The organism is Dactylosporangium sucinum (genome assembly GCF_014647515.1).
GTDB lineage: Bacteria > Actinomycetota > Actinomycetes > Mycobacteriales > Micromonosporaceae > Dactylosporangium > Dactylosporangium sucinum.
This window is the reverse complement of sequence record NZ_BMPI01000130.1, coordinates 1-12,013: the sequence shown is the minus strand read 5'-3', so window position 1 is coordinate 12,013 and position 12,013 is coordinate 1. Positions and strand designations below refer to the sequence as shown.

General features: G+C 71.3%; 12 protein-coding genes. 6 read left to right on the top strand and 6 right to left on the bottom strand.

What is annotated here, in order from left to right; all coding sequences use genetic code 11:
• Positions 1-474 precede the first annotated feature (474 nt).
• A complete protein-coding gene (locus tag IEZ31_RS54530) occupies positions 475-657 on the top strand; it encodes an alpha/beta fold hydrolase (protein ID WP_190258071.1) in 183 nt (60 codons plus the stop codon).
• On the opposite strand, the gene IEZ31_RS54525 is transcribed toward IEZ31_RS54530, so the two are convergent.
• Complete coding sequence (locus IEZ31_RS54525) at positions 644-1,225, bottom strand: hypothetical protein (protein ID WP_190258070.1); 582 nt, start codon at positions 1,223-1,225, stop codon at positions 644-646. The two genes, IEZ31_RS54530 and IEZ31_RS54525, sit on opposite strands and share 14 nt — an antisense overlap.
• A 139-nt stretch (positions 1,226-1,364) precedes the next feature.
• On the opposite strand from IEZ31_RS54525, the gene IEZ31_RS54520 reads away from it, so the two are divergent.
• From IEZ31_RS54520 to IEZ31_RS54510, 3 genes are read left to right on the top strand one after another with little or no spacing between them, the layout of a single operon-like run.
• Positions 1,365-3,302 (top strand): sensor histidine kinase, encoded by a 1,938-nt coding sequence (locus tag IEZ31_RS54520; protein ID WP_190258069.1) that lies wholly within the window; start codon positions 1,365-1,367, stop codon positions 3,300-3,302.
• The gene (locus tag IEZ31_RS54515; RefSeq protein ID WP_190258068.1) at positions 3,290-3,934 is read left to right on the top strand and encodes a response regulator; all 645 of its coding nucleotides are present in this window, start codon (positions 3,290-3,292) and stop codon (positions 3,932-3,934) included. The genes IEZ31_RS54520 and IEZ31_RS54515 overlap by 13 nt, the downstream gene beginning before the upstream one ends.
• 4 nt (positions 3,935-3,938) lie before the next feature.
• Positions 3,939-5,639 (top strand): Hsp70 family protein, encoded by a 1,701-nt coding sequence (locus IEZ31_RS54510; RefSeq protein ID WP_190258067.1) that lies wholly within the window; start codon positions 3,939-3,941, stop codon positions 5,637-5,639.
• Between the two features lie 95 nt (positions 5,640-5,734).
• Here IEZ31_RS54510 and IEZ31_RS54505 read toward each other — a convergent pair whose 3' ends face one another.
• The 5 genes from IEZ31_RS54505 to IEZ31_RS54485 form a co-directional block, all read right to left on the bottom strand.
• Positions 5,735-5,980: an integrase core domain-containing protein gene (locus IEZ31_RS54505; protein WP_373294888.1), complete on the bottom strand. Its 246-nt coding sequence runs from the start codon at positions 5,978-5,980 to the stop codon at positions 5,735-5,737.
• Positions 5,981-6,051: 71 nt separating this feature from the next.
• Positions 6,052-6,267: an SDR family NAD(P)-dependent oxidoreductase gene (locus IEZ31_RS54500; RefSeq protein WP_373294887.1), complete on the bottom strand. Its 216-nt coding sequence runs from the start codon at positions 6,265-6,267 to the stop codon at positions 6,052-6,054.
• A gap of 24 nt (positions 6,268-6,291) precedes the next feature.
• Positions 6,292-7,239, bottom strand: a complete 948-nt coding sequence (locus IEZ31_RS54495; protein WP_190258066.1) for an SDR family NAD(P)-dependent oxidoreductase — start codon at positions 7,237-7,239, stop codon at positions 6,292-6,294.
• Between the two features lie 32 nt (positions 7,240-7,271).
• A complete protein-coding gene (locus tag IEZ31_RS54490) occupies positions 7,272-7,850 on the bottom strand; it encodes a TetR/AcrR family transcriptional regulator (protein WP_190258065.1) in 579 nt (192 codons plus the stop codon).
• 343 nt (positions 7,851-8,193) lie between these two features.
• Positions 8,194-9,213, bottom strand: a complete 1,020-nt coding sequence (locus tag IEZ31_RS54485) for an aldo/keto reductase (protein WP_190258064.1) — start codon at positions 9,211-9,213, stop codon at positions 8,194-8,196.
• Between the two features lie 89 nt (positions 9,214-9,302).
• On the opposite strand from IEZ31_RS54485, the gene IEZ31_RS54480 reads away from it, so the two are divergent.
• Together IEZ31_RS54480 and IEZ31_RS54475 are read left to right on the top strand one after the other, a co-directional pair.
• Positions 9,303-9,926 (top strand): TetR/AcrR family transcriptional regulator, encoded by a 624-nt coding sequence (locus tag IEZ31_RS54480; RefSeq protein WP_190258063.1) that lies wholly within the window; start codon positions 9,303-9,305, stop codon positions 9,924-9,926.
• Positions 9,927-10,242: 316 nt separating this feature from the next.
• Positions 10,243-11,907, top strand: coding sequence for a WD40 repeat domain-containing protein (locus IEZ31_RS54475; protein WP_190258062.1), 1,665 nt, complete (start codon positions 10,243-10,245; stop codon positions 11,905-11,907).
• The last annotated feature ends 106 nt before the right edge of the window (positions 11,908-12,013 follow it).

Genomic DNA, 12,013 nt, shown 5'->3' with positions numbered 1-12,013 from the left:
TCGTGTGGTCCAGCGGGCTCGGGGCGCCGCTCGCCGCCGACCTGCCGTACGTGGTCGCGATGCTGCGCCCGCACTGCTGGCTGGCCCTCACCGAGGACGACGGCCGGGGCTATGCGCTGCTGCGGTGCCGCCCGCGCGACTGAGGCTGAACCGCCCGGCTACGCGCTGCTGCGGGACCGCCCCGATCGTCGTCGCGCAGTCGCTCGGCGGCTTCGTCGCCCCGCTCGTCTGCGACCTTCTGGCGGTGCGGATGCTCGTCCTCGTCGCGCCCATGATCCCCGCGCCCGGCGAGGCGGCCGCCGACTTCTGGACCAACACGAGGTACGGCGACGAGCTACGCGAGCGGTACGACGGCACGATCGTCCTGTTCTGCCAGGACGTGCCGCCCGAGCTGGCCGCCGAGGCGATGCGGCGGACCCGGACGCAGTCCGAGGCCGGCTCGGGGAGCCGTCCCCGCTCAAGGGCTGGCCCCCCGTGCCCACCAGGGTCGTGCTCTGCCGCGACGACCGCCTGCTCCCCGCGCCCTTCGTGCGCCGCGTCGCCCGGGAACGCCTGGGTGTCACCCCCGACGAGATCGACGGCGGACACACCCCCGCGCTGAGCCACCCCGTCGAGCTCGCCAAGCTTCTCGACGCGTACGCGATCAGCGGACGGTGACCCTCGCCGAGGCCGGGTCGGTGGCCGCGGCGGCGCGGGTGCGGCCGAGGACGGTCGCGCCGAGCGCGCACCACAGCACGTCCCAGACCGCGATGATCCACAGCGCTAGCGGCGCCGGCGGTCCGCCCGAGCCGATCATCACCGGGATCAGCACGAGGATGGTGTACACGCCCAGGGCGAGCGGCAGGAACCGGGCCGGCCCGGCCCAAGCGCCCGCGCGGGCGACGGCCACGCCGGTGGTGATGAGGCCCGCCCCGGTCAGGATCGGCGCCACGGCGAACAGCACGTCGCCGAGGTCTGGCAGGTGCGGCCAGAGCACCTCGGCCGCGGCGATGGCGAGCTGGCCGGCGATCGCGGCGGCCAGGCCCATGCGGGCGGCTGGGCCCCGCCCGGCGGCGGCCGAGAACGCCAGCGCGGCGACGGCGGACAGCTCGCCGAGGTGGATGATCGCCTGCAGCAGCCAGCCGAGCGACGGCTCCCAGCCGGCGGCGGCCAAGCCGCCCGCGTAGACGACGGCGAATCCGGTGACGATGAGGGCGGCGACGGCGCTCGCCCGGGACTTGTCCATGCTGAGCTCCTCACAAGGGTTACGGACCTGCCGACACCGTGCCGCGGATGGGGTGTCCGGGGCAGCCGGGCGGGCACCCGTTGCGCAACAGGTGCCAGCACGCTTGTGACCGCCGGGCCCGCGCTGCGAGCATCGCGGCATGGCTCGGTTCGTGACGCGTGTGCTGCCGGTAGCGCTGCTGGTGCTAGCCGTGCTCGGTGCCGCCGGCTCGGTGCCGCCGTCGCTGGGCCGGGAGCCGCTGTTCGACACCGTGCTGTACCCGCTCAACGGGGTCGTGCTCGCCCTGGCCGGTGCGCTGATAGCCTGGCACCAGCGGGCCAATCCGGTCGGCTGGCTCCTGGCCGGCATGGGCGTCGAGGCATCCTGGGTCGAGTTCGCCGAGGGGTACGGCGAACACCCGCAATGGCCGGCGTCCGGCGCGGTCGAGTGGATCGGCAACTGGGCCAACATGCTGGGCATCGGAGCGACCGCAATCGCGCTCACCCTGTTTCCGACCGGCCGGGGGGTCGGCCGGGGCCGGCGGGCGCTGGTGTGGGCCGGCGCCGTGTCCACCGGGCTCCTGGCGTTCACGGCGGCGTTCGGCCACGCCGCCGACCCGTCCTTCAATTCCGGGCGCAACCCGTATGCGATCGACGGTCTCGAGCCGTTGTACTACGCCGGTCAGCTGCTGTTCTCGGCGTCGCTCGTGGCGGCGATCGTGGTGCTGGTCGTGCGGTTCGTCCGCGCGCGCGGCGTCGAGCGGCAGCAGCTGAAGTGGGTGGCCTACGCGGTGGCCCTGCTGGCGGTCGCCGGTCCGCTGGCCATCTTCCTCTACAACGACAGCCTGCTGGTCCGAATCATGATCGCGGTGGTCGTCACCGCGCTGCCGGCGGCGATCTGCGTCGCGATCCTGCGATACCGGCTGTACGACATCGACATCATCATCAACCGGACCGTCGTCTACGGTCTGCTCACCGTGCTGCTGGCCGCGGCCTACCTCGGCACCACCTTCGTCCTCGGCGCGGTCCTCGGCCGGCCCGGCTCGCCGTGGGTGACGGCCGGCGCAACGCTCGCCGCGGCCGCCGCGTTCCGGCCGCTGCGCGCGCGGATCCAGGGCGCCGTGGACCGGCGGTTCCGGCCTCTGCGATACCAGGCGTTCGCCCGCGTCGACACCTTCCTCGCCGACCTGCGGGCCGGCCGGGCCGACCCAGAGGCGCTGGAGACGTTGCTGCGGGAGGTCACCGGGCGGCCGGAGCTTCGGCTGCGGTACCTCATGCCGGACGAACCCCCGCCGGACCGGCGCAGCGAGGACGGGCGCGTGCAGCGGATCGTGGAACGGGCCGGCACGCCGCTGGCCGTGCTCGGCTACGCCGAAACCGCGCCGGACACGGTGCGGCTGCTGGTGGAGGTGGTGGAGCGGGCCGGGCTGGCGGTCGAGATCGGACGGCTGCGGGCCGAGGTACACCGCCGGCTGCTGGAGGTCGAGGCGTCCCGGGCCCGGATCGTCGCCGCGGGCTACGAGGAGCGCCGGCGCCTGGAGCGGGACCTGCACGACGGGGCACAGCAGCGGCTGGTGAGCGTCGGTCTGGCGCTGCGGCACGTGCAGTTCGCGTTCGGCGACTCGCCGGCGTCCAAGGCCATCGACGGCGTGGTGCAGGAGCTGACCGTCGCCATCGGCGAACTGCGGGAGCTGGCCAACGGGGTACGCCCGGCATATCTCGACGACGGCCTCGACGTCGCCCTGCGCGAGCTGGCCGACCGGACCCCGCTGCACGTCACCGTCCATACCGGACCCGACCGGTTCCCGGCCGACGTCGAGGCCACCGCGTACTTCGTCGCCTGCGAGGCGCTGACGAACGCGGTGAAGCATGCGGGCGCGGCCAGCGTCGAGGTCCGCACCGAGATCCGCACCGGGATCCGCGACGACCGGCTCGTGCTGACCGTCCGCGACGACGGAGCCGGCGGCGCCGACCCGGCCCGCGGCACCGGGCTGCGCGGGCTCGCCGACCGGGTCGCGGCCCAGGGCGGCCACGTGCACGTCGACAGCCCGCCCGGCGCGGGCACCACCCTCACCGCGGAGCTGCCATGCGGATCGTGATCGCCGAGGACCAGGTGCTGCTGCGCGAGGGGCTGGCGCGGCTGTTCACCGACCGCGGCCATGACATCGTCGCCGCCGTCGGCGACGCCGAGGCGCTGTGCGCGTCGGTCGACGAGCACCGGCCCGATCTGGCCGTGGTCGATATCCGCATGCCGCCGACATTCACCGACGAGGGGACCCGGGCCGCCCGCGCCATCAAGGACGCCCATCCAGACCTGGGCGTGCTCGTGCTCTCCCAGCACATCGACACCAGGCACGCGATCGCGCTGGTCAGCCGGGCCGGGTTCGGCTACCTGCTCAAGGACCGGGTGCTCGACGTGGACGAGTTCCTCGCCGCGGCCCAGCGGGTCGCCGGCGGCGGCTCGGCGCTCGACCCGCAGGTGGTCGGCGCCCTGTTGGCGGCCCGCCGCGACGACCCGCTCACCGCGCTGTCCGAGCGTGAGCGCGACGTGCTGGCGCTGATGGCCGAGGGCCTCAACAACCCCGCGATCGCCCGGCGCCTGGTCGTCAGCGAGCGCACCGTCGAGGGGCACGTCCGGCATCTGCTGCTCAAGCTGGGCCTGGCCGAGTCCGGCGACGGGCACCGGCGGGTGCAGGCGGTCCTGACGTACCTGCGTTCCGAAGTACGGTGAGCCGATGAACGCCACAGGGCACCGGCTCGGCATCGATCTTGGCACCTCCAACACGGTGGCGGCCCTCGCGGAGCCCGGCGGCCGCGTGCGCCCCCTGCTGTTCGACGGGTCCCCGCTGCTGCCGTCCGCGGTCTTCGCCGACGGGGGCCCGCTGCTCGTCGGCGCGGACGCGGTCCGGGCCGCGGTGGCCGCGCCCGCCGGGCTGGAGGCCAACCCGAAGCGCCGCATCGACGACGGCACCGTGTGGCTCGGTGAGCGGGAGTACCCGGTGACGCAGCTGCTCGCCGCGGTGCTGAGCCGGGTTGCCGCCGAGGCGGAACGGGTGGCGGGCGAGGCGGTTACCGACGTCGTGCTCACCCATCCGGCGGCGTGGCAGCGCACCCGCCTGGGCGTGCTGTCCGCCGCCGTCGAGCAGGCCGGCCTCGGCCCCGCCCGTTTCGTCCCCGAGCCGGTCGCGGCCGCCGCCTACTTCGCCACCGTCCTGGGCCACCGCGTCCGCCCGGAGGGCGCCATCGTGGTGTACGACCTGGGCGCCGGCACCTTCGATGTCAGCGTGGTGCGCCAGTCTGCCCCGCTCACCGGCGTCTCGGCGGCGCCGGGCGGCTTCGAGGTCGTCGCCGCCGACGGCCTGACCGACGTCGGTGGCCTGGACCTCGACGCCCTCGTGGTCAAGCACGCCCGCGCCGCCACCGCCGCGGCCCGCGACGCGTGGCAGCGGCTGGACTGGCCGCAGGACCTGGAGGACCAGCTGGCCCGGCAGGGCCTGTGGCAGTCGGCCCGTGCTCTGAAGGAGCAACTGTCCCGCCACCCGCAGGGCGACCTGCACGTGCCGCTGGCCAACGCGGCGATACACCTGACCCGCGAGGAGTTCGAGAAGGCCGCCGAGGAGCAGCTGTCCCGAACCGCGGCCCTGACCCGCAGGGTGCTGCAGTCGGCGGGCGTGCCCCCAGAGGACGTCGCCGGTGTGTTCCTCGTCGGCGGCTCGTCGCGCATCCCGCTCGTCGCGACGCTGCTGCACCGGTCGCTGCGGATCGCGCCGACCATCATCGACCAGCCCGAGCTCGTTGTCGCGGAGGGCTCCCTGCACGCGGCGACCGCTCCCTCGCCGTCGCCCGCCCCGCCCACCCCGCCCGCCGTGGCGCCACCGCCGCCCGTCACCGCCCCGTTGCCGGCTTCTCCGCCTCCGGTCGCTGCGGCGGCGGTTGCCCCGCCGTCGGTTGTGCCGTCGCCGGTTGCTCAGCCGCCTCTGCAGCCGCTTTGGCCGCAGGACACGCAGCCCACCGCGCCGCCACCTCGACCGCGGAGGCGCAGGTCCGCCGCCGTCGTCCTCGCGATCGCCGGCGCCGCGCTCTACACGCTCGGCGTCGCGGTTGCCGCGAACATCGCCGGCAGCCCCGCCTACGAGAACGACAATCGGTTCACGGGCGTGGAGGAGGTCGTCGTCACGCTGCTGCTGCTCGCGACGCCCGGCGCGTTTCTGCTTGCCGTCGGCCTCAACCTGACCTTCCGCACACCGGCGCTGCGGGCACTCGGCTGGATCGTCGCCGGCCTGGCGCTGGCCGTCGTACCCCTGGCCTGGCTGCCTTACTGGACCCACGGCCAGGGCGTCTTCCTGCCGGTCGTCGCGGGGATCGGCGTCGCCGGCGCCCTCTACGGCCTGGTCAACCTGCCACGCGCCCTGCGATCACCGCGGGACAATGCCTGAGCCCCAAACCGGCCCCCGCGTCACCTAGGCAGCGTTCGAGGTTCATGGCCGTCCGCGCGGTGTGTGAAGTTCCACCCCAGGACCGGACACCGGGGTTATGCCGCGAGGGCGATAGGTGGACAATAGCAGACGCGGGCTTCGTACGGGGTTTGCCGGTTGAGTGTCGAATGTAGACGGTTACGGTTGTAGTAGGTGATGTAGGCGAACACGGCCCGGCGGGCGTCGGCGCGGGTCGCGAAGACGCGGGTGCCGATCTCGGCCTTGAGGCTGGCGAAGAACGATTCGGCGACGGCGTTGTCGTAGCACGAGCCGACCCGGCCCATCGACGCGCGTAGACGCAGCTCGGTCAGCTTCGTTCGGAACTGGGCCGAGGTGTATTGCGATCCTCTGTCCGAGTTAAACCGATTTCGGTTTAAACGGGGAGGCGGTGCAGAGCCCGGGCTACGTGATCAATGCCCTCATCGGTGGCCAGGTCCGCGACCGCAACCTCGACCGAGCCATCCGGCAAGGAGCTGACGAGCTCCGTCAGGCGCTCCCTGCGGCGGCCGACGACGATGAGGTCGTAGCCGTCACGGGCCAGGCGTTGGGCGAAGGCGCGGCCGATGCCGGGCGAGGCGCCTCTGACCAGCGCCAGCGATTTTCCCGTCGCGGGCTACTTCGCTTCGGCCGGGAGGGTGGCCAGGAGCGTGCGAGTCTCTGCGATGTACCGGGCACTGAAGGCGACGTCGGTGACCTGCTTCGAGGCGGCCATGGGCTTGCCGTTCTCGTCGTAGTAGACGCCTGTCGCGTTCGAGGGGTCGGTGAGGATCTTGGCGATCAGGCGGCCGGCGATCTTCGGGGTGCTCCAGTACTTGATCATCGGGGCCAGCGGCGACATAACGCGCTTGGCGACGAACTGCAGGAACGGGCTCGCATCCCGGCCAAGGTTGGTGCCGGGGCTGAAGCCCGGCTCGATCGCCCGGAAACGCAGCCGCGGGAACTCCCTGGACAGGCTGAACACGGCGGCGAGGTTCCCCTGCTTGGAGGTCGCATACGCGTCATAGCCCGGCTTGCTCGATCCGCCGGCGACCCACTGACCGCGAGCGCTGGCCTCGGCCGACAGGTAGCGTCCGCCGCGGAACCCGGCGGCGGCGGCGGGCTTGCGCTCCGGGTCCTCCACAGCGGAGCAGGTGAACACGACGTTCGCCCCGTCCGGCAGGTACGGGATGAGAGCCTCGGTGAACGCGAACGGTCCAAGGTGGTTGGTCGCGAACGACAGATCCCAGCCCTGCGCACTGATCCGCCCGTCCGTGGTGGCCATCATGCCCGCGTTGTTCGCCAGGCCCGCCAGCGCAAGATCCAGGGACACGATCTGCGATGCCGCGTCGCGGACACTGCGGATGTCCGCGAAATCACAGACGACCGTGACCGCGTGGCCATCCGGCAGTGCCTCGACCTCGGCCTTGACCTCATTGAGTTTGCGCACGTCGCGGCCGACCAGCACGACCGTGCCCTGCTTGGCCAGCTCCAGCGCGGCGACATGGCCCATGCCGGAGGTCGGCCCAGTGATGATCCATGCCTTCGCTGGCGTGGCGGGGACGTTGGGGTGAGTGTTGGTCATGGTGCTTCCTCCGTGGTTGTCGTCGTCAGTTATCAGCTGGTCGGGCCGGTCAGCATCCGCCAGAGGGCCTCGAACGCGACGGCGCTGCGGTCATCCGCGTGCGCGGGCTCGCGGATCATCGCGTCCATGGTGGCGTCGGCGATCGCCGTCGCCAGCGTGAGCACGAACCCGAGCGGGGCATCCCCCATCGGCCCGGCGGAGCGTGCTCGTTCAATCAGCCCAGCCATGACCCGCTGGGAGTCACTGACGAATCGGTGACTGTCCTCGGTGATCTCTTCAGCCACCTGCAGCTGCGCCAGTGTGGATCGCTTCTCAGGGTTGGTCGCCGCCCACGCCAGCCACTGCGTCCACATATGTTGAACCAGCTCGCGAGTCTCACCCTCGGCGGGAAGGCCGGCGACCGCTGCTGATCCCATTTCCGCCTTCAGCGCGAGGTACAGCTCGTTCAGCAGCACGCTCTTCGTCTCGAAGTACACGAACAGCGAGCCTGCGGCGACCCCGGCCTCCTTCGCTATGGCGGCTGTGGAGACGCCGAGGCCCTGCGCCGCGATCGTGCGCGTGGCTGCGGCGAGAACCGCTTTTCGCTTCTCTTCGCTGAGTGGACGAGGCATACCACAGAGGCTATTAGATGAGTGACTAGTCAGTCAACTGCGGGTACTGGGATGTGTTGGGGGTACCTGACCGATGACGCAGGGACGGGGTTACGGTGCGAAGCCCCACCGCCCCAGCGACGAACACGCCGCAGTCGGGACGTACGCAGGCGCGAGAGGGCGATGCTCTCGGGTGGGACGTGTCGACAACCGCGTAAGTTTGGGCGCCACCATCGGATGCCACGACTACGCCTGTGGTCGAACCGGCGCTGCGCTCACACATAGTGACGAGCGGCGGGAAACCGGGCGCGCGTTGTATCCGGTTGTCCGGTTGTCCGGTGGTTCGGCGGCGATGGTGTCCGGATCAGGCGGCGCTGCGTTCGACGGCTGGGCGGCGGCGCAGGTTCGGGTTCAGCACGGCCGGGGGCGCGTAGGCCTGGTCGAGGCGGGTGACATCGGTGCCGGGCGGTACGATCTCGTCGATGCGGTCGAGGATATCGTCGGAGAGCGCGACGTCGGCGCCGGCAAGCAGGTTGTCGAGATGTTCCATGGTGCGTGGGCCGAGCAGGGCGCTGGTGACGCTGGGGTGAGCGATGGTGAAGGCCATCGCGAGGTGGGTCATCGGCAGGCCGGCTTCGGCTGCCAGCGGGATGAGCTGCTCGACGACGTCGATGCGGCGTTCATCGGTCAGGTGCTTGGAGAATCGGGCGCGGCGTAGGTCGTTCTGCTCGCCCTTGCGGACGCGGCCGGTGAGCATGCCCTGCCCGAGTGGGGCCCAGACGATGGCAGTCATGCCGTGGCGCTGCGCGGTGGGCAGAACCTCACTCTCGATGCCGCGGTTGAGGATCGAGTAGGGCGGCTGCTCGGTCTGGAAGCGTTCCAAGCCGCGCCGCTCAGCTACCCACTGGGCCTCGACGATGTCGGAGGCGGGCATGGTGGACGTGCCGATCGCACGGACCTTGCCACTGCGGACCAGGTCGGTGAGCGCGGAGAGCGTCTCCTCGATGTCGGTGTCCGGGTCCGGGCGGTGGATCTGGTAGAGATCGATGTAGTCGGTCTGCAGCCGGCGCAGTGAGTTCTCGACCGCCTTCATGATCCAGCGGCGGGAGGCGCCTCGGTGGTTGAGGTCGTCATCCACCGGCCGACCCACCTTGGTGGCCAGCACGACGCTGTCCCGCCGCCCCTGCAGGGCGCGGCCGACGATCTCCTCCGAGTCGGCGTACGCGTCGGCGGTGTCGACGAAGTTGATCCCGGCGTCGAGAGCCCTGTGGATGATACGGACGGATTCCTCGGGGGCATTGCCCATGGCGGTGGCGAACATCATGGCGCCGAGCGCGTACGGGCTGACCTTGATGCCGGTCCGGCCCAGGGTGCGGTACTGCATGATCGCCTCCTGGCGGTATCGTGAGTGAAGCGGAATCTCTTTCCGGAACTATACGGAAAGCTATTCCGGATAAGCAAGGGGAGGCGACTGTGTCCGACGGCACCACCGGTACGGCGACGGGCGCGCGTGCGCCGCGCCGGATGCGCACTGACGCGCGGCGCAACGTCGAGTCGCTGCTCGAGGCGGCGAAGACGGTCTTCGCCACCTCGGGCGTGGACGTGCCGGCAAAAGAGATCACCGATCTCGCCGGTGTCGGGGTCGGCACGCTCTACCGGCACTTCCCGCAACGCTCCGATCTGATCAAGGCGGTGATCGAGCGGGAGATCGACGCCTGCGCCGACGCGGCCCCAGCGCTGGCCGCCGAGCACAAGCCAGGGATCGCCCTCGCAAGATGGCTCGATCGGCTTGCCGCTTTCGTCGCGACCAAACGCGGGTTCGCGGCGGCCCTGCACTCCGGCGATCCGGCGTTCGACGGCCTTTCCGGCTACCTGATGGAGAAGCTGGGGCCGGCTCTCGGATCCCTGCTCGACACCGCGACCGCCGCCGGAGAGATCCGAGCCGAAGTGAGCCCACAGGACCTGCTCTACGCGGTCGCAAAACTGTGCGCGCCGCTGCCGGACGAAGAGCCCGACTACGGCCGTCGCATGGTCGCGCTCCTCGTCGATGGACTTCGTCCGGCGGATTCCAGCGCTGACCTACCTTTCGCGAGGTAAGGCGGAACCAGAACGGCGGCGGGCCGCATCCTCTCAGGCCCGTGATCTCAGCGTGAACGGAGCGGCAGCGCTACCCCGAGCAGAAATCGCGACAGGCAGAGCCGCGTCCAGGTCGCCAGTCTGCGCGTCGCGTACGGGCCGGATGGTGCCGAGGTCCCGCGCAGGCGAGGTCATACGGGCGCCGCAGAAGGCGAGCCCGAACCTCGCCGAACTGCGGGAACGCCCACGAGGTCGGCCAGCGCTTCACGGACCACAACGAGGCATGGGTCAAGCGGGACTGGCCGAGGATCAACAGTGGGGCTCGACGACGCGGCGCGTGGATGTGCTTCCAGGACGAAGCAGATTCTCGCTCCTGCCCGAGGTCCTGGTTGCCGATGGCGAACGCCCAGTCGGCGACCGCTTCGGGATCGGGGGCGATGTCGGCGGTGAAATGGGTGCAGATCGCGGGCAGGTCCCTCAGGGGCCACAATTCTCTTCCGGTAACGGAGACACGAGCGGCACAATCATCGACGTGCGAACCGATGATCATGATCGGCCGGACTCCGCGAAGCGGCTGGCGCGGGCCGGGCAAATCGACGAGCTGCGCAGGCGGGCGGATGTCGGCGACGCCCACGCGGCGCGGCACCTGGCGGTCTGGCTGGCCCGGGCCGGTCACCTCGACGAGTTGCGGGAACGGATGGCCGCCGGTGACCGGTCGGCGCGTTGGGCGTACTCGGACTTCCTCGTTCGGCGCCGGCGCATCCCGGAGGCCGTCGACGTGTTGCGTCCGTTGGCGGAACTCGGAATCCCCGGCGCCCAGCGACGCCTGGCGCGCCTGCTGGCCGGGCTGGGACACTGCGCGCAGGCCATGGCGGTACTGGCGCAGGCCCCGCCGCACTGGGCCGACCGTAGGCGGGTGGAGGGCTGGTTGAACTCCCGCGACCTGCTCGACCTGTCCGTTGGCCCGGTCAGCCTGCGACGCGATTACCTCGACGCACTCCGTCGTGGAGTGGCTGCCGGGGATCCCGACGCAAGGCAACAACTGTCCTGGATCGTGCTGCTGCGGTGGCGGTCGCGGCGCCTCCGGATCGACGATACGGTCGCCCTGCTGGACGACATCGGGCCAAGCGACTGGCTGCACGAACGCCTGGTGTGCGAGTCGCAAGGCTGGTGGCTCAGCGGCTTCCGGGCGGCCGCCGCCGACGCGCTCGCAACGGCCGATACAAAGGCGTACCACCGCACACGGGCAGCACTGCTGATGCTGCAGGGCCAGCACAACGACGCAGTGGCGCAGCTGCGGTCACTCGCCGCCGACGGCGACCGGCACGCACAGCGGGACCTGGCCGTGATCTTCGACGCCGAACCACCCCAGCGGGAGATCAGGATCGCTGACCACCCGAACCCGATCTCCCTGAACGGGATCGTGTTCGGCCCGGACGGTAAGACGCTCGCCGCCTGGGGCCACGACGTGGAAAAACAGGCGCTGGTCGTGGTGTGGGACATCACCACCGGGGCCCAGCGCTACGCGCAGGGCGTGTCCAACCCTTGGGCGAGCGGCATGGTCTTCCGCCCCGACGGAGCGCTCCACGAACTGCCCGGTGATCCCCCTTGGAGGCACCGCCGGTACTGCCTGGCCTCGCCCGACGGCAGCGTCCAGGTCGACCGCACGCGCGGGCGCGTGCGGCTGCGCAGGGCCGCCACCGGCGAGCTCATCCGTGACATCATCGTGCCCGGGCGGCGTCACGGCGCCGCGATGGCGTTCAACCCGGACAGCACCGTGCTCGCCATCGGTGCCGGCATCGCCGGCGTCCACTTCTACCAAACCGCCACCGGCCGGCCGATCCGAACCATCGCCACACCAACCGACGCGGTGGCCTTCCACCCCGACGGCACGATGCTAGCCACCGCCAACTCCCTCGACGGCACCATCCGGCTATGGGGGCACGGGCAGACCGAGAATCCCGAGGAAGATCAAGGGTCGCCCAGCCCACTGGCCGAGTAAGCCGGCGCTGGCGTACTGCCGGTGCCGCTTTAGCGCAGCTCATCGCCGGCCGGTTCCCGCAGCAACACAGCCGGCTGGAGGAAGACCCGCGCTACCAGCTCGGCTT